We start from the raw sequence: 18,526 nt of genomic DNA on the forward strand, positions 1-18,526 counted from the left end.
CTACTGATTACAAGTATAGCGCCTGTATGCTATAAATCAGCTACTTATGACAGGCAGGTCTCAAATAGGTCTCGAAAAATGATTTCTAAACTACCCCTTTTATCGCTTTTCGCTAGGAAAAATTTACTAAGCTTATGAAGATTTATGCACAAGTAGTGCCCCTTGAAGAATAGCCCCTGCCCTCTTATTTTTTCCTCCAGTTAATAGTAGCAAGTTCACTTCTCACCTGACTTGGTTTTTCTAAAACAAATCCTAAAAGGAGAATACCCACTTTGAGTAGCTTGTGATCTCTCCCAGAATTTAGTTTTATTTACAGCTGGATTCCTGATTTGGGATTGGCTACTTACCCATACTAAGTCTTTTATTAATATTATTACACTCAGCTCATCAAAAAATAGTTTACCTTTAACAAAAGTAACGCCTACTGGTAATATAAACCTGGTAAGAATCCCTTTAATACTGTTTTAACCCAATTTTATGAGACTTACCATTGAAAGAAAATCCGAAAAAGTATATCCAGATACCAAGCGTGTAATTGCCCGCTTCTTCTTTAATGGCGAAGAAAGGGCCAGACAAGTTATTAAACGGGTAATGGGCCTGAGCGAAAAAGAAGTTTTTAATACGATTTCACCCATTCTGCAGGAATACTCCAAACGGCATCGCAACATCACAAAGGTACTGAACAGACATTGCGCCAAAATAAAATATCTGTTTCCGGAAATGGGAATTGATTTTGAAAAAATAGAACCTTTCCGCAAATTGTTACTTGGCTCCTACTTTACCCATGAATATTCTATTGAATCAGCGGCATTTTTTAATCCTTCTATCGTAGAGGACCCCGACCAGTCTGAATTGGAGGTGGGAGAAAAACGAATTATTATCAGCTTTAGAGCCGTGGGAGAAGGCCATATCTCCTCTATTGTTTTCAGGCGTGCCTTGCTGGACAAGGATACCAATGTGCATGTATTACCAGCGGGTAATTATGTGGATGAGGCTGAAATTGTACGAGGTGCAGAGTATAACAAAAAAACGTTTTTTGAGCCTGCCCTGACTACCCATATCAACGGGCAGATCGTAGATGAAGTAGAAGCAAAACTGGAGGAAAACTTTGAATTTACTTCGCTGCGGAAGATGGTTACAAACGTGCAGGCATTACAACCAGATACAGCCCTAAAAAGAGAATATGATAAAGTGCTCTGGCTGGCAGATTCCTATTACGAGCTATCCTTTTCGCTGGATACCGATATATCCGACCGGGTTATATTTCCTATTTCGGAGTTTGAGCGTAAAGGCATTGAAGACGCCCGGTTTGTGCGTTTTACGGAGCCAGATGGCCGCATTGTGTATTACGCTACTTATACCGCCTATGATGGTTCTGAAATTATGCCCAAACTGCTGAGAACCCGGAATTTTTACGACTTCCGGGTAATGCCACTCTATGGTGCCGGTGCCCACAATAAAAATCTGGCACTTTTCCCCCGTAAAATTAACGGCCAGTTTGTGATGATGTCGCGGATTGATGGCTGGAGTAATTATATTATGTACTCTAGTAATATCAATGTGTGGGAAAACCCTGTCAGGATGCAGGAGCCTAAATACAGCTGGGAGTTTATTCAGATCGGCAACTGCGGCTCACCCATTGAAACGGAACATGGATGGCTGGTGATTACACATGGTGTAGGTCCGATGCGGCGCTACTGCCTGGGAGTAAGCCTGCTTGATCTGGAAAATCCTTCGATAGAAATAGGTCATTTAAGCGAACCTTTGCTGATTCCCAATAAAGAAGAAAGAGAAGGATACGTGCCCAATGTATTGTATTCCTGCGGTTCCATTATCCATAATGGTAAACTGCTGATTCCCTATGGCCTGTCTGATTATTGTTCTTCTTTTGCAACGGTAGATCTGGAATCTCTGCTTGCTAAACTGCTGGATACATCTTCAGCGGTTTAAAATCTGCCGGTAAACGCTTAGGTAGTCATTCGCCATTTTTTGCTGCGAAAAATTAGAAATCGCCCATTCCCGGCAGTTTGAGCGGTGAATCTGAGCAATATGCCCAACAGCTTCTACCGCCTGGTTTACTGTATCAACCAGAAAACCTGTATAGCCAGACTGGATCAGTTCGGGCATAGCGCCTTTGTTGAAGGCAATAACCGGTGTGCCACAAAGCATAGCTTCTGCTACACTTAAACCAAAGGGTTCATTAAAACGGATAGGATGTAAAAGTGCCAGGGCATTGCCCAGCAATTGATTGCGTTGCTCTGGCCCAGCCTGGCCAAGAAATACAATATCATCATTTAAAAATGGCTGTACTTTCTCCTGAAAACATTCCTGATCCTGAATTATTCCTGCGATAAATAAACGCTTATTGCTTCTCCGGGCAATCTCAATGGCTTCTGATGTACCCTTGTCTGGGTGGATGCGGCCAAAAAACAATAAATAATCCTCCGGTTGTGCAGTAAAGGAAAAATCACTCACCCGGAGTCCATTAAACACGGTAGCAATATATGGGAGTAAAGGGCTGCGGTCAGCATGGCTGATGGATACATAATGCGAGCTGGCAGCATATTTCTGGTATACCGGAATAATCCTTTCGGATGAAAACCCATGAATAGTCGTTACCATCGGCGTACGAATCAATCCCGAATAAGTAAGCGGCAGGAAATCGAAATGGTTATGAATCATATCAAATTCCGCTGCTTTTTCCATCAGATTACTGATGTGCAGACATTCCAGCACTTTGGCATCTTGTTCCCGGTCTTCCTCATACCCTTTCGCTACAACGGCATTTAATTTACCACTTGTCACAGAATCAGCAGTTGCAAAGAGGGTAACATCTATTCCCAGTTCCACCAAACCTTCCACTACATTAGAAGCGACCTGCTCCCAGGGACCATAATGCCTGGGAGGCGTTCGCCAGGCTACAGGAGCAAGTACGGCGACTCTCATAAAGCAGGTACCAGTGTATTTCCGGCCTGGTCGTATTCATATTCAATTTCCAGGGCTTTTAGCACCGTTAAATGAGAAATCAGGTAAGCCAGTGTACTTTCTGCGCCCTGGTTCCGGTTAATGGCGGTTTGCTGCAAGCCATCACAGCATCCTCTGGTTTCATGATCATACAAAGGCACCCGCAGGATATTTTCTCCCAGAAACCACCGGTAGCTGACAAACATTTTCTCAATAAACTCGGGTTGATGTGTGGTTTGATACGCCTGCAAATACATTAACACCATGGCCATCGTTTCAATGGCTTGCTGATCAAATAAGGGCATTTTTTCGCCCTGGCTATACCATCCCTGGTTACCAACCGGGCTCAGAAATCCATTACGGAAGCTCAGCTTATCCAGAAAGCTCAATGATTCCATGGCCACTTGTTTTACCTGTTCATCGCCGGTAATTTCACAGGAATGAAGCAGGGCCAGAGGTAAAATAGCGTTGTCGTAGGTAAGCTTATCTTCAAACCAGTGCCAGGTATCTTGCTTATGAAGCTGATAGGCTTCCAGTAATGAGGTTGTCAGATGTACCAGTTCTTTCACCATACCCTCGTCATCCGGATGTGTTTTCAGATAATAGGCAATGCCAATGATGGTGTTACCGATGCCTCGCAGGTGGTGCAGTTGTTTAAAATGAGGCACCGACCTGGAAAATAGCTCCCCGGCAAATTCGCGGTATGAATTATTGGGAGCACAATTGATCAGATAACCCAAGGCCCACACCGTCCGGCCAAAAGAATCTTCAGAGCCTATTTCATCCAGGTACTGGCGGGTGAAACTAAGAAAATTGCGGAAGTTGCCATCATCTCGCTGCAAATAATGTATGTAACTCAAATAAATAGGGAGCAGGTCAAGAGCTTCTTTGCTTTTATTGCGCTGATAAGCCATTAGTGCCATGATCAATGCCCGGGCATTGTCATCGAGGCAGTAACCTTCTTTGAGGTTTGGAATGCCATATTTAGCATGCTGTACAATGCCGGTATCATCGGTTAGCCGGCGTACATGTGCCAGGCTAAATTCAGGAATAATTTCCGGGTCTACAATCTGGAGTAGTTTCTCCTGGGTTATTTCTGCCTGAGAAATGCCTTCTTCTATGGCCTGTAAATATTCTCCACCGATGGTGGGCCAACGCAGGTGAAGTCCATATTGATAGGCATTCGCTTGCAACTCTTTTAATTTGGCACTATCGTCTAACAACTCAGTTACTGCTTTTGCCAGTGCTTCTGCATCTTTAAACCCAAACAGCCGGCCCCTGTTTTCGGCCAGTAACTCAACCGCATGCCAGTAAGGAGTGGATACTACGGCAGCACCTGCGCCTATGGCATAGGATAAGGTGCCACTTGTGATTTGCGCTTCATTGTTATAGGGCGTAATATAAATGGCGGCCGCCGTGAGATAATTAATCAGTTCAGCTTCTGAAACAAATTTATTAATGAATATCAGGTGCTTGTCTACTTTAAGCTGGATTGCCAGCAGTTTTAACTGTTCCCGGTATTCCTCTCCGGAACTGCGTACAACGCCCGGGTGTGTATTGCCTAATACCACATATACCACTTCCGGATGTTTTGCCACAATGGCTGGTAAGGCTTTAATTACGGTTTCCAATCCTTTGTTGCGGCTCAGCAGACCAAAGCTGAAGAGTACCCGGTGATTGCGGAAAGGCGAAACCGTATGTAGGGGATTTACTTTAGGTGCTTCCAGGTCTGGTACCCCATGTTCAATGAATTGTATTTTCTCAAGCGGTATCTGGTAAATTGTAGTCAAAAATTCAATACCCCTGCGGCTCATCACAATCAGTTTGGCAGACCGCTGGGCAATTTCCTGAATAATAATTTTCTGTGTATAGGAAGGCTCCTGCAAAATGGTATGCAGTACGGTAATAAGAGGTTTTTCCAGTCGGTGGAGTAAGGGTAGGATATAGATGCCGCTTTCACCGCCAAAAATACCAAATTCATGCTCCAACAGGCAAACATCGGCATCACTGGTGTTAATATACGTAGCGGCCATAATATAATCCTTCTGGCGGTCCTGCCTGATGACAAACTTGACTTCATCTGGGTATTCGTATTCATCTAACTCATCAGAATCATTCATGGCTATCCCAAAACTGCTTTCCTGTCCGCTCTGTCCATTCACAGGTTGATTCGCCAGGATAGCTTTGACCACATTATTATTAAAAGTGGCGATACCACAGGCACGTGGTAAATAAGTGGAGATATAGGCGATTTTCATTCATGTCGGTTTAAGGTGAAGCCAAATGGCTGGAGAGAAAATATATTATTTAAAGGCGGCTGATAGCATTTCATTCTTAAGCATTCCCTAGTTTTCGGATGTATAACCAGTGGGAATGCAGGGCCTTCAGCACAGAAGGGTGTTCTATATAGGTGACATTAAACTCCTGGCAAGTCTGTTTTACAAACTCATTGATTTTAGGATAGTGTATGTGGCTTACCCTGGGAAATAAATGATGTTCTACCTGAAAATTTAACCCACCCAGCAGCCAGGAAGTTATTTTACTATTGGTGGCAAAGTTAGCCGTTGTACTTACCTGGTGTATGGCCCATTCCTGCTCAATTTTATTTATATCTTTTTCAAGAACGGGGAAATGCGTGCCTTCTACCACATGTGCCAGCTGAAAAACTACAGCAATAAACAGCCCACAAACAACGGTAACAATTAGAAAGCCGATGATCGTTTTTATAAATCCAACCATGAGTATGGGCAATACCAGATAGAAGAATATATAGCATACTTTGGTAAGCCAGAAAATATAATGTTCTTTCTTTTCTAAGGGTTGTGAAACCCCATTAGCCGCAATTTTGCCAGTAAAATACTTTTCAAAATCATGATAAAATACCCAGGTGATATAAGAAATGCCATAAAGCAGGAAAAAGTAAAAGTGCTGGAACCGATGAATCTTATATAAAGGCTGGCTCTGGTGTAAGCGCATAAAAGGCTTTACATCTATATCAGAATCCATTCCTTCAATATTAGTATAGGTATGATGGTTTATATTATGCTTCACCTTCCAGAAGTAAGTATTTCCTCCCAGCACATTCAGAAAATAAGCAGAAGTACTGTTGAGCCAGGCATGTTTAGAAAAGCTCTGATGGCCGCCTTCATGCATAATATTAAAGCCGATAAGGGCCAGATTCATACCTAGCAACATGCATAATGCAACAGCAATTAACGGAGCCGGTGTAAAGAAAACAAGAAGAATATATAGTAGGATAGCAGAAGAAACTTGGATCAGCCCTTTTATCAATAGAGTATTATTACCAGAAGGATGAAGGTGGTTACTGGCAAAGTACTGGTCTACTTTTTCTTTTAATGACTTAAAGAAGGGACTTTGCTTATTATTGAAGGTTACCTTGGACATATACGGGGTACCATTACTTATATAAGGATTTATACTGATTACTTATCAATAAGTATTTATACGGCTTTTACAGTTGCTTAGTCTAGCAGGTTTAATAATTTATTATAATTAAGTAATTAAACACAATTAAGTATAATATTTTCATCTACTTCAAGTTTTTTAAAATCAAGTTTAAAGTAAGTACCCAATCCTGAAAAGATGGTATAAAGTGCCTCCTTAAGCGCTTCTACAGACAGATAGTCTTCGGCTTTGAGCCAATGATATTTCACCTGCTTCCAAAATCGTTCGATCCTGTTAAGATGAGGACTATACTTAGGCAGCAAAAAGATGTATAATCCTTTCTGTTCCCATTCTTCTTTTTTGACTTCCCATAGGCCACATGTATGCCAGGAGGCGTTGTCTAAGACTATGACAGTAAACTTGGAAATAGATGTTGAGAAGGCCTCTACACATTCAATGATAAAGTCAGCGTTTAGACTCCCACTTTTCTGATAAGTAAGCAACTCATTATTTGTACTTAACAAGCCAAATACATTTATCCTTGTACTTCTTTGGGATAAAATAGGGGCGTGTTCGCCTTTTTTGATCCATCCATAAGGTACACAAGGGGTAAGGCAAAACCCTGATTCGTCTCCAAAATATAAATCTATACTGCCTGTCTGTGCCAAATAAAGCAAAGCATGTAATCGCTTGACTTTCTGCTCATATGCTTCTTTGTTTTGCAATGGCTTTATCCATTTACGGAAACGTTTCCATCGGTAGTCAATTTTTTTAAAAACCGCTTCAAGGTCATCTCACTCATAGCCGTGCCTAATTTAGCTTCTATCTCTCGCTTAGCTAATTTAAGTTGTTGTTTTTCTTTCTCTATGCTATTTTCCACTACTTCAACATGGGTAGCATTACTGGTAGTAAGGATGGGTTTTCTGCCTTTCCCTTTTTGGTTCTTTAACCCTACCACACCTGTTTTCTCAAAGCGATCAAACCACTTATAAATACTTAACTGACTTACTTGAAAAATGCTTGCTAACTTCTGTACTTGATAGCCTTGATTGGATAACAGTATACATTGGCAACGGTTACGTTCCTGATAACTTTTACTATCTTTATGAATCTTCTCTAAGTCTTGTTTTTGCTTGTCTGTAATCTTCTTGATATAACGCATAAGCAAAGATACAATTTGCCAAAATCTTATACTTAATTGTGTACTCTTACTTAGTAAGTAGACTTTTCAATTTTTTAGCTTTGAATTAGATTGTTTTTTTATAGCTGCCTGAATTCGGCCGGATAAATTTTCAGTTAAATCTTTATTCTGAGTAGTTACTTCTACAGACTCGCCCAGCAAATACCCATAAGGTTCCAGGCTTTCTACCGAATCGAATATTACTTTAAGAACAGCGATAAAAGGCAAGGCCAGTATCATTCCGGCAGCTCCCCACAACATTCCTCCCAGAATTAAACCTACAATGGCAGCTAGCGGATTTACACTTACTTTAGAGCCTACTACATTGGGAGTAATAAAATTGCCCTCCAGTACCTGAACCAGAAAAAAAACTCCGGCTACCCCCACCGCATACCACACTGAATCTTTGGTAAGCAGGCTCATCAGGATTGGAAGAAGTGATCCAATAAAGATACCCACATAGGGAATAATGGTAAGTAAAGCACCCAGCAAACCGAAGAAAATGGCATATTCAATGCCTAATAACAACAATCCAAGAATATTTAAACCAGCTATAATTAAAATGACCAGGCCAAGTCCTAATACATAGCTTTGCACCACTTTCTGCACTTTTTTGAGTAAGGTATTTATACTTGCTACTGGTGTATTATTAAAAACTTTGTGAAAGAAGTGAGTAAAAAAATTGCGGTACAACAAAAAGAAAAATATGAAGACAGGCAGCAGCAATAAGCTTCCAAGTGTAGAGGTAGTGGCTGAAATCGTACTGGCAAATAATGCCCCATGTGTTTTGGCCCATTCAGTTAAGGAATTCTTTAGTAAGGGAATCTGATTGGATTGCTTAACATTAAACGTCTGTTCTACCCATACCTGTACAATTTCCAGAAGTTGATTGGCTCTTCCGATGAGCTGGGGCAAATCATTAGAAAATGCCATAATTTGCATAGAAATAAAAGTAATCACCCCACCTACCAGAACGGTGGCTACAATTAGGCAAATAATAATTGCCCATATGCGGCCTATTTTCCACTTTTCAAGCCGCCGGCAAAGGGGATATAAAATGATTGCAAGCAGAATAGAGAAGGCAAGAGGAATCAACACTGCCCGCATAGCCATCATTCCATATACCAATAATGTAATGATAAGTAATACACTGGCAATGGTAAGCGGAAGGCTGATCTTGTTTTCTTTGGCTGTCATAAACTAATAATTGGAGAAAAAGGTAGGTGTGCAGAAGTATATACTTTCTCTGGATAAGAACTGAAATCAATTTGCATCGTTACTTTTTATAAACTCAGTAAATATACCTGTATTCTTATACTAACAATGTAATCCTCAGATAATCAGCTAGCTCTGATTAAAGCTGTAGCAAACGCTTGAGATGATTCACAATTTGCCCGTCAATAAAAACAATAAGCCCTCCCACTATGGATGTAGCTACAATCCATGTGCGCCTTAGCTTCCACCTGTCTAATCTTCTGACTATGGGGTATAAAATGAATGATAAGAAGATAGAAAAAGAAACGGCTACACATATTGACCTCCCGGCTATCAGGCCATACATTAATAAGGTTAGAGTAAGGGCTACTCCAGGGATTATGAGTGAAAAACTAACCATGTTTTCTTTTACTAACATACGCACAATTGTTAGGTGGCTTATAGATATAATTAAGAAACCACCTGGTTAAAAAATAACGAGGTGGTTTCTTTCACTTGCATTCCCAGGTTTAAAAACCTATCCCGATAAAAGCCTGGGCAACAGAATTTTTAGCATTTCGGGTGATCTGCCCGGCAATGTCACTCTTGCCAATTTCTCTCAGGCCATAATTGTACCGGAGCCCTATCTGAAATCCTTTTATATCCAGGGCTAAACCTCCTGCCAGTCCATAATCTACGGCGTTAAAATCACTTCTGTCCAGCTCTAGCACGGAGTCGGTGGTCAGGTCTTGTTTTAAATTCTTCACATTCGCATTAAATAAATAGGAAACGTAAGGACCAGCCTGAATGCTGATAGGGCCTAAGGTAAGCGAAGCTAATACTGGTAAGTCTACATAATTGAGGTTGAATCTCACCTGTCCGTCTTGTGCAAAGGGAATATTTTGATACGTTCCGATTTTAGTTCCTTTCGATGACCATAGCAATTCTGGCTGAATGGCAAAAAATTCTCCGATAGGTGCTTTCATCCATACACCGGCATGCAAGCCGACTTTCGACTTCTCATCGTTAACCTCATCTATATATAGGTTAGAAACGTTAACTCCCCCTTTCACGCCAAAGCGGAATTGCCGGTCATCCTGTGCGTTGGCAGAGAATGCTGCGGTTAATAAGCAGGCAGTAAAAAGGCTGCCTGTAACCCATGTATTAATAATTGATTTTTTAGCTGGTTTCATGATATGAATAAATTTAAACTGATTAAAAATGAATGTGTATAAGGCTCAATAGAAATTTTAAAGAAGCTGCATATTCATCTGTAAAAGTAAACCTATAAAACTACATCAGAAATGATAGCGGTCAGCCTGAAAAGTATGGAGGATGATACATGTCAGCAAAGTAAATTGCCAGAATCTGTTTACCTGCTACCTATTCGGAAGAGTAGATTTAATATTGGCAGATTATATTTATATGCGGTTGAAGACTGGAGATAATAATCACAATGATTATTATCATTGGGTACCTTTTATAGATTGATAGATATCATCGGTGCTTCCAGGTCTTTATTCTATTTTGCAAAGATGCAGTGGGAGTATTTCAATTTGAATACATAAATCTGTAATCAGCTATTTTTATTATCTACTTGTCAATTGGTCAAACAATGATAGAAAATTTAAAGACATGAAAAAATCTATAGTGGTAAAACGAATTAGCTATGTAAGGAACCAGATAAATAATATATTAATCACTGACTTTGGATTAAGTATAGAGATGGCAGAAACGCTATCCTCAGGGCCTGACTATAGTTTATTAACAGGAGACATCAATAAAGTTGAGCATGTGAACAGGAAATTTGAAGAAATATATGTATTAGAAGCATTATTATATAAACCCTAATATACAATGCTATTTATCAGAGCTGTTACATTATTGTGACATAAAATCTATTGAAGCGACAAAAATGGAAGGTTCTGAGTCGGTATAGCAAAGAGAGTTCATAGGGTATCGTTTGACTACTTGACACCTATTGAATAGGAAGCAAAATTAGACCAACATCAAATAGCAGCTTAACTTTTGTCCATTTTTTGTTGCAAGGTCACAATATTTCTTCCTCCCGTGCCGACCCCAAAGAAAAGTCTCTCATCCAACCGGCAGATATCCAAATTGGTGTTGTCAGACAAACAGCTACGCCAGCTGCAAAATGAAATCATAACCTTTTCAGTTTATTGAATAAACTGAAAAGGTTATGATTTCATTAAGGCTCATCAAACACAAGAATGCATTTTTTGCATAGCAATAAACTGTTTAATCCGGTAAAAGAAAACGACAAAGTAATCTTTGATATTGAAATGGGTAAGAAAGGACTGAATGAGGTCAGGGTGAAACTGATGGAGTGAATATCTGATACTACAATTTCTTATTGCTTTAGATTGAGCCTAAACACTTATCTGAACCGCCCAGAATTTTCTCGGAAAACCCATGAATAAAATAAAAACCTGATCGCTGAAGTCAGGCTTTAAATTAATTGTTGACACATGCTAGGTTTAGAAAAACACAAATTCACACTCATATTACCGGTAAAATGCTTATTTCCCATTAGGCATATGGAGTTGTAGTATATAGCATTGATGTATGTATTTATCCCGGTGTTCGGAAGGCAGCAGGTTGGATCATGCAATTTAAATTTGCGAAGTTGGTATCTGACCACTGAATATACTTTAACCCCTCTCTTTTTATGCTTTCTCCTCTCCAATTACGACAACTTCCCCTTCAGCAATAAGCTCAATATGTATGTGAGTATGGAAAGTTTGTTGATAACAAGTTTGAAGGAGATACTACCCTAAACATGTATTGGCTGGATAAGTATTATGCAGAAGTAATCTACAATAGCCTCTCAAATTAGGTTCAGGATATTGAGCTGAAAGAAGCTTTTCATGATAATTAAATACCCTATCACATTCCGCTGTATCGGTCTGGCTCCTCCTACAAAATACTATCTCATGAAGGCTCTATTAGTAGTCTGGTACGTTTCAGTTAATTCTGATTTTGGGTGGAAAGAGCCAGCGTAATTTCCCGGCCAGTTAAAGCAAAATGCAAATTTTGTAACTGATGAACACACATATAGGGTAGTGATGACCAGGTGCCATTCACGGATAAGCCTATAGTAAATGACCCTTCGCTTACCTGACGGGCACACAGAACAGTGTGCTCGAACAGGGTAAGAGAATAGCCGTTTTCTATGCATGTAAACCCAAACTGCTTCAACCAGTCTTCCGTTAGGTGAATGGGTTGAAGATCAGCCAGCATACGATCACCATCGATAATATGGCGCAATTTGGGCTTATTTAAGATAATTTGTTGCCCTTTAAATAAAATCACGTTGTTTAAACTCAATTCTCTACTGGATATCATCGGGTTTTAATTTAATTTCTTCCGCTTGGTGGCGTAGGGAATCGTGTTGTCATTAGGTAGGCTTACTAGAATAAGGGGTATTATTTTTTATTCTTTTTCTTTGAATTTGCCTGTTTTCTCATGGAATCATCCCGGGAACCGGAGGCATTGGCAGGAGCAGTTTTTAATTTAGCACTATCCGTTACCTGAATCTTATGGTCTTTCTGCTGTAAGGTTTTTTTGTAATCACTGTTGTCTTTTGACATGATATTGAATTTAGGAGTAAGGCGTTGGTGCCAGTGTAGGTATACGTTGAGAAAAATGAAACAACCACATATCAGTAAAAGTATATCATTGCGCTATTTAGAAAGGTGTATAAGCATCCATAGCGGATACACAGCTTTTATTAAGCTTTTGCTACTTTCCTGGTTTGCGTTTGTTTAATATACTCACATCATGATCTGCCGGCTTACAAGGGTTGGGTGTATAAGTATTATCCCACAAAGGTATACTATTATACCCAGGCATAGTATGACAGCCGTCAGCCTGCTAATAAATGGGAATGATCGTTATCAGTCACTAGTATTTTCTGATATAGAAATATATATTGGACATTCAAGCCGAATCTTAGCCATTTGGTGTTCCACTTATAGGGCTAATTTTATAAGGAACAGTAATGGGGAAGACAATTTTATTAATTGAACAGAGTCAGGAAGGTTTGCAACACACCGGTGAGGTTCTGGAACTGGCCAGTTACGAGGTATTGCATGCCCACAATGGCGCACAAGGCATTGAAATGGCGATACAATCATTCCCCGATCTCATCCTCTGCGACATTATGATGCCTGAACTGGATGGTTTTGGCATACTGCATATCCTTAAAAAAAACCCGCTTACCGAGCGTATTCCTTTTATTTTCATGAGTGAAAAAGATAAAAAAGGGGATTTTAGAAAAGGAATGAGTGCAGGGGCAGATGATTATCTGATTAAACCTTTTGAAGATGTTAACTTCCTGGAAGCGGTAGAAATGCAGTTACAAAAGATGGATCTCCAGCAGGCAGAAGTCCGGAAGAATGTCCATTCATCCGATGAATTTCCTGAGGAAACCAGGGGATTGAATGAGTTGCAGGTATTTCTGGCAGATAAATACCGCACCATCGCCTATAAGAAAAAGCAGGTATTGTTTTCTGAAGGAGAGCTCCCCACTTGTTTATACTATATTAATTATGGCAAAGTAAAGGTTTTCAAAACAGACCACTCCGGCAATGAATACATTACTCATATCAGCCGCGAAGGGGAATATATAGGATATAGTAATTTGCTGGAAGGAACTGCGTATTCCACCACTGCCGAGGCCATGGAAGATGCGCAGGTATGTACCATCCGCAATCAGGATTTTCTTTTTTTACTCCACCACAACCACGATATAGCCAACCAGTTTATCAAAATGCTTTCTTCTGACCTGATACAACAGGAAATACGGATGCTGAGCCTGGCTTACCATTCGGTACGGAAAAGAGTAGCCGAAGCCTTGCTGCTGTTTCAAAGCAAATACCATCCGGAAGGCATAAATTCCCTGGAGATGGTCATTTCCAGGGAAGATTTATCCAACCTGGTAGGTGCTTCCAAAGAAACAGTGATCCGGGTGTTAAGCGATTTTAAAGATGAACAACTTGTGAAAACGACCAAAAACAGCATTACCATTCTGAACTTCAATAAATTAATGCGGATGAAAAACTAACCTGATGTTGACCAATATCATTCTGGCCGCAGGCTAGCGTGATACAGGTCATACCCGTTTTGAATCCTACCTTCTACCTTTACAGGCAGACAGCAGGCAAACTTTCCGGCCAAACATCTATCTGCGCATTATCTGTCAGCGATAGCTGAAATTAGACAAGCAGCGCAGAAAAACCATTTCCCATACATTCATTCCTTTGCTGAGTCTGCTTCTCATCCCTGGTCTTTTGGGCCTGAACATTTGCCGCTGTTGTACAAGTTTGCCATAAAATGAAATGAACAACACCTTGCCTCAACAATATATTATTGCGATCGGTACTTCGGCCGGTGGCCTGGAAGAACTGGAATCCTTCTTTGACCATACTTTTCCGGATGGCGTTTCTTATGTTATCGTTCAACATTTGTCTGCCGATTACAAAAGCATACTGGCTCAGATTATCCGCAAACACTCTAAACTGGAGATTTGCGAAGCCCAGCATGAAATGCCCGTGGAAGTAAATAAAGTGTATACCATACCTTATGATAAATACATGACCATCCGGCAGGGAATGTTGTACCTGAGCAACAAGCTCGGAACTGTAGCCCCTCACTTTACTATTGATACCTTTTTTAAATCTCTGGCTGCCGAGAGAGGCAATAAAGCCATTGGTATCATCCTGACAGGCAAAGGAACCGATGGCACCCGTGGAATAAAAGCCATTCATAAGGCAGGCGGTATTGTACTTGCACAAGACCCCTTTACCGCCAGTTACCGGGAAATGCCTGATTCAGCCATTGCTACAGGCTTTACAAACAAGGTATTATCCGTTCAGGCGATGCCAAAAGCGATTGAAGAATTTGTATCACAATATGCCGACGGGTTTATTTCAGTCACAGCAGAAGATATGCAGATGGAAGAGGTAAAAGATATTGATGAAACTATCCTGGTGGCTATTATTAAACTCATTAAGGACCATGTTCCCCATGATTTTTCCGGATATAAACGGGGCACCATTAAAAGAAGGATTTACAAAAGAATGGCCGCTACCCAGCTGGATACCCCGGAAGCCTACGTTAATTATCTGTCTAACCATCCTGAGGAATTAGAATCACTCTCACAGGATCTTCTCATCCATGTTACTGCTTTTTTCAGAGACCAGGAGGAATTTGCATACCTGGAAACAACCATTATTCCGGATATTATAAAACTGCATCCTGCGGGTGAAACACTCAAAATATGGTGTGCCGGTTGTGCTACCGGAGAAGAAGCCTATTCCATAGCTATCCTGATTAAAGAATACCTGGACAAAACGGGCAGGCAAGTGGAAGTAAAAATATTTGCCACAGATATTGACAAAAAGGTGATCAGCATTGCCTCCGCAGGCGTTTACCCCGAAAGTATATCGGGTGATGTATCGCAGGAGAGACTGAAGAACTACTTTACGTTAGAAGGAGATAGCTATAAAGTAAAGCCTGGCCTGCGGAAAATGCTCATTTTTGCCACCCATGACCTAGCTCAAAACCCGCCGTATTGCCACATGAGCCTGATCAGCTGCCGCAATGTACTCATTTACATGAAGCCGGTACTACAGAAAAAGGTATTGTCTATGCTGAGTTTTGGCCTTCAGCAAGGTGGCTATTTATTTTTAGGTTCCAGCGAAAATACCAGGCACCTGGGCCTCACTTTTGCTGAAGTAAACAAAAAATGGAAAGTGTACAAAAAAACCGGTATCAGTTTTGAAAAAGCCTATTATTCCTTTGTTCCACCCATACTGGAAGATCTGCCGGCCATTGCCTTTCCGGATATTGCCACAGGAAAGCCTGCTTATTTTAAACATAATTTTACAGAAGATATAAATGAAGTGGTGTTGCATGCTTCCGGATATGCCGGTGTTTGTCTGGATCACAATCTGAATATATTGCACACCTTCGGGGATTTAAGCCCCTATCTGCTGCCTAAAGTACTTAATTTTAACTTGTCAGAATTACTCCCACGAGCTCTTTTGGGCGTTTTTGGTGCGGCGGCTCACCGGTCTATCAAGCATAATGAACGGGTTGTACTCAAACGGATGCAGATCAAAGAAGAGAGTTCCTTACTGATAAATGTACTCATTGAGCCTTTTGTGGTAAGGAAAACGGGCCAGAAATTAATTGTGGTACTTTTCAGTGAAGAGCAAAAGGGGGCAAAAGAAGAGCAAACACAGCTGTTTGATCCAGTGCTCCATATCCGTGAATACATCTCTGATATGGAGGCTGAGTTAAAAGAAGCGAGAGAGAACCTGCAGCAAGTGTTTGAAAAAATTGAGTCTTTTAATGAAAAGCGGCAACCCTTACAAGAAGAATTGCTTTCGGCCAATGAAGAAATGCAAAGCGCCAATGAAGAACTGCAATCATTGAATGAGGAATTGCAAACGATCAATACCGAACACAAGCAGAAAATAAAGGAGCTTACGGAACTCAATGATGATTTCAATAACTATTTTTCCAGCAATGTGAACAGGCAGTTGTTTGTAGACAAAAATTTACTGTTGAAAAAGTTTTCGCCGGCTACATTCAACCTTATTAATCTCAAAGAGAGTGACCTGGGCAGGCCCATCAGCGAGATCACATCCAACCTCCAACCTGATACCCTGGTAGAAAATCTGAAAAAGGTAAATACCACCGGAGAAGTACTTATGTGCGAGGTGCAGGATAAGCAAGAAAAATGGTATCAGGTAGTGACCATGCCGTATGTCAGGCAAATCAGTGGACAGCAGGATGGTGCCATTGTTACCTTTACCGATATTACCAGGTTAAAGCATGCCCAGGAAGAAGTAGACCAGAGCAACGAAAGCTTAAAAAGAATAAATGCCGACCTGGATAACTTCGTATATGCTGCTTCTCATGATCTGTTAGGCCCACTTTCTACCATTGAAGGGCTTATTAATCTCATCAAAACCGATGTAGAAGCCGATAGTGTTAAAACAGCAGAATATCATCGTATGCTGGATGATTCCATTCATAAATTTAAGGAGGCTATAAAAGAACTGGCCAGTGTAGGAAAAATAGAAAGCGAAATGCTTCAGGAACAAGAAAATAAAAATATATCTGCCCTGCTTTCTGATATTAAGCTAAGTATCCTGGATAAAATTATTTCTTCGAGAGTAAGCATAGTGGAAAACCTGCAGATACCAGAAATCAGATTTTCAAAAAAGAATCTGCGCAGCATTCTCTATAACCTGATCAGCAATGCCATCAAGTTTACATCCCCGCAACGGGAACCTCAGATTGTAATCAGCACCTTGCTCAAAGATGGGTTTGTGCAGCTCAACGTGGCTGATAATGGCATAGGCATGGAGGAAGCGCACATTGCTTCCGTGTTTACGATGTACCGGCGGCTCAACAAACATATTGAGGGCCAAGGGATAGGCTTGTATCTGGTAAAAAAAATAATTGATGCCGCAGGTGGAAAAATTGAAATTAGCAGTGAATTAAATAAAGGGACAAGTATTTGTATTTTTTTTAAGCGATAAATCATCTGTTGGTGAATGTTTATTCTCTACCTATAAAAGGAAATGCCTCCAATGGAAAAGTTAGCCTATATACATACAAGAATACAAGCGTTAAAAAGTGAGATTTATATTCTACTCATTGACGATTTATTTTTAGAATACACTGTCGCAGAAAAAATAATAGAAGATAATTTTTTAATGATAGGCGGCAACAGAAATCCGGATACTATTAAAAAAATCAACCTTAAGTTTCGCGAGATAAAAGAATTGCAGTCTCTGTTAGGGACATAAAAAGCGGGCAGAAGGTGCCCTTGTAGATACAACTTGTAGATATAAATTAATGCTAAAAAGAAGCTGTGCTTTTTTACTGTAATTAATATCAAACACCAGGTGGTAAATCTATAAAAATTAACAATCCGTACTTAGAGAATGTTTTGAAATATTATTTGGCAATTCTTCTAAGGAGCACATCCACAAAAGCTAATTGTAGCATTGCCTGAGCACTTTCTGTGGTTTTCTCAAAATCACGGCTGAGTCTTCGCTTGGAATTGAGCCATCCGTAACTTCTTTCTACTACCCAACGACCACCCACTGGAACAAAGCCTTTTACAGTTTCAGGCTTTTGTACAATTTCTACCCTCCATCCATACTCTCTTTTTACTTCTTCAACAAATGTATCTTTATAGCCATTATCTGCTTTTAATGTATGCAGGCGCGAAGACTTACCCTTTAACTTGCAGCCTAACTCATAGCCTGCTGTAGCATCGGCTATGTTAGCAGCCGTAATGTGAATGGCCCAAGGTATACCTAGACAATCCACAGCTATATGTCTTTTTCTGCCATTCACCTTTTTATTGCCGTCTATTCCCTTGTGCTCAGTGGTAAACTGTATGATTTTCACACTTTGACTATCAATAGCTAACACACTTGGTAAGGCTTGCCGACCTGCTTTTTTTCTTTCTCGGACAGCTAAAGAATCTAACAACTCTTCAATGATACCCCGCTTTTTCCACTGCCGATAATGGTAATAGATTGTTTGCCAGGGTGGATACTTACTTTCCATATTTCGCCACTGACTGCCTGTGGTTAAGATCCATAGCAGGGCATTGAGGATAAGGCGTTTTTCATATTTGATCTTTCTTTGGTTATCGACTATTTCCTTGATAACTTCCCACTGAGAATCGGTGAGTTCGCAAAATCTTTCTTGCATAAAACTTGATGATTAGAC

Annotated in this window: 16 protein-coding genes; 6 read left to right on the plus strand and 10 right to left on the minus strand. The window is 40.4% G+C overall.

Annotated elements, in window-relative coordinates:
• Positions 1-477 precede the first annotated feature (477 nt).
• Complete coding sequence (locus tag GXP67_RS00630; RefSeq protein WP_162441369.1) at positions 478-1,950, plus strand: glycoside hydrolase family 130 protein; 1,473 nt, start codon at positions 478-480, stop codon at positions 1,948-1,950.
• Here the strand turns inward: GXP67_RS00630 and GXP67_RS00635 are convergent.
• The 6 genes from GXP67_RS00635 to GXP67_RS00660 all read right to left on the minus strand — a co-directional run bounded on the left by GXP67_RS00635 (position 1,939) and on the right by GXP67_RS00660 (position 8,746).
• Positions 1,939-2,946, minus strand: a complete 1,008-nt coding sequence (locus tag GXP67_RS00635) for a glycosyltransferase family 4 protein (protein ID WP_162441370.1) — start codon at positions 2,944-2,946, stop codon at positions 1,939-1,941. The genes GXP67_RS00630 and GXP67_RS00635 overlap by 12 nt on opposite strands.
• Positions 2,943-5,222 (minus strand): glycosyltransferase family 4 protein, encoded by a 2,280-nt coding sequence (locus GXP67_RS00640; RefSeq protein ID WP_162441371.1) that lies wholly within the window; start codon positions 5,220-5,222, stop codon positions 2,943-2,945. The genes GXP67_RS00635 and GXP67_RS00640 overlap by 4 nt, the downstream gene beginning before the upstream one ends.
• A gap of 76 nt (positions 5,223-5,298) precedes the next feature.
• Positions 5,299-6,369 (minus strand): fatty acid desaturase family protein, encoded by a 1,071-nt coding sequence (locus GXP67_RS00645; protein WP_162441372.1) that lies wholly within the window; start codon positions 6,367-6,369, stop codon positions 5,299-5,301.
• Between the two features lie 116 nt (positions 6,370-6,485).
• Positions 6,486-7,094 (minus strand): IS630 family transposase, encoded by a 609-nt coding sequence (locus tag GXP67_RS00650; protein ID WP_232064508.1) that lies wholly within the window; start codon positions 7,092-7,094, stop codon positions 6,486-6,488.
• 5 nt (positions 7,095-7,099) lie between these two features.
• The gene (locus GXP67_RS00655) at positions 7,100-7,531 is read right to left on the minus strand and encodes a helix-turn-helix domain-containing protein (RefSeq protein ID WP_162441276.1); all 432 of its coding nucleotides are present in this window, start codon (positions 7,529-7,531) and stop codon (positions 7,100-7,102) included.
• A 66-nt stretch (positions 7,532-7,597) separates the two neighbouring features.
• Complete coding sequence (locus tag GXP67_RS00660; RefSeq protein ID WP_162441373.1) at positions 7,598-8,746, minus strand: AI-2E family transporter; 1,149 nt, start codon at positions 8,744-8,746, stop codon at positions 7,598-7,600.
• A 227-nt stretch (positions 8,747-8,973) separates the two neighbouring features.
• On the opposite strand from GXP67_RS00660, the gene GXP67_RS00665 reads away from it, so the two are divergent.
• Complete coding sequence (locus GXP67_RS00665) at positions 8,974-9,234, plus strand: hypothetical protein (RefSeq protein WP_162441374.1); 261 nt, start codon at positions 8,974-8,976, stop codon at positions 9,232-9,234.
• Positions 9,235-9,273: 39 nt separating this feature from the next.
• Here GXP67_RS00665 and GXP67_RS00670 read toward each other — a convergent pair whose 3' ends face one another.
• A complete protein-coding gene (locus GXP67_RS00670; protein WP_162441375.1) occupies positions 9,274-9,936 on the minus strand; it encodes a porin family protein in 663 nt (220 codons plus the stop codon).
• A 442-nt stretch (positions 9,937-10,378) separates the two neighbouring features.
• On the opposite strand from GXP67_RS00670, the gene GXP67_RS00675 reads away from it, so the two are divergent.
• On the plus strand, positions 10,379-10,594 hold the full coding sequence (locus tag GXP67_RS00675) for a hypothetical protein (protein WP_162441376.1): 216 nt from the start codon (positions 10,379-10,381) through the stop codon (positions 10,592-10,594).
• Between the two features lie 1,137 nt (positions 10,595-11,731).
• On the opposite strand, the gene GXP67_RS00680 is transcribed toward GXP67_RS00675, so the two are convergent.
• Together GXP67_RS00680 and GXP67_RS00685 are read right to left on the minus strand one after the other, a co-directional pair.
• Positions 11,732-12,109 carry a hypothetical protein gene (locus GXP67_RS00680; protein WP_162441377.1) on the minus strand — a complete coding sequence of 126 codons (378 nt, stop codon included), beginning with the start codon at positions 12,107-12,109 and terminating at the stop codon, positions 11,732-11,734.
• Positions 12,110-12,189: 80 nt separating this feature from the next.
• The gene (locus GXP67_RS00685; protein WP_162441378.1) at positions 12,190-12,354 is read right to left on the minus strand and encodes a hypothetical protein; all 165 of its coding nucleotides are present in this window, start codon (positions 12,352-12,354) and stop codon (positions 12,190-12,192) included.
• 410 nt (positions 12,355-12,764) lie between these two features.
• Here GXP67_RS00685 and GXP67_RS00690 point away from each other — a divergent pair, with 410 nt between their 5' ends.
• The 3 genes from GXP67_RS00690 to GXP67_RS00700 all read left to right on the plus strand — a co-directional run bounded on the left by GXP67_RS00690 (position 12,765) and on the right by GXP67_RS00700 (position 17,589).
• Positions 12,765-13,829 carry a response regulator gene (locus GXP67_RS00690; RefSeq protein WP_162441379.1) on the plus strand — a complete coding sequence of 355 codons (1,065 nt, stop codon included), beginning with the start codon at positions 12,765-12,767 and terminating at the stop codon, positions 13,827-13,829.
• Between the two features lie 274 nt (positions 13,830-14,103).
• Positions 14,104-17,319, plus strand: a complete 3,216-nt coding sequence (locus GXP67_RS00695) for a CheR family methyltransferase (protein ID WP_162441380.1) — start codon at positions 14,104-14,106, stop codon at positions 17,317-17,319.
• Positions 17,320-17,370: 51 nt separating this feature from the next.
• A complete protein-coding gene (locus GXP67_RS00700) occupies positions 17,371-17,589 on the plus strand; it encodes a hypothetical protein (RefSeq protein ID WP_162441381.1) in 219 nt (72 codons plus the stop codon).
• Between the two features lie 151 nt (positions 17,590-17,740).
• Here GXP67_RS00700 and GXP67_RS00705 read toward each other — a convergent pair whose 3' ends face one another.
• Positions 17,741-18,508 (minus strand): IS5 family transposase, encoded by a 768-nt coding sequence (locus tag GXP67_RS00705; RefSeq protein ID WP_162441382.1) that lies wholly within the window; start codon positions 18,506-18,508, stop codon positions 17,741-17,743.
• Between the last annotated feature and the right edge of the window lie 18 nt (positions 18,509-18,526).

The organism is Rhodocytophaga rosea, from assembly GCF_010119975.1.
In the GTDB taxonomy this organism is placed as follows: Bacteria; Bacteroidota; Bacteroidia; order Cytophagales; family 172606-1; genus Rhodocytophaga; species Rhodocytophaga rosea.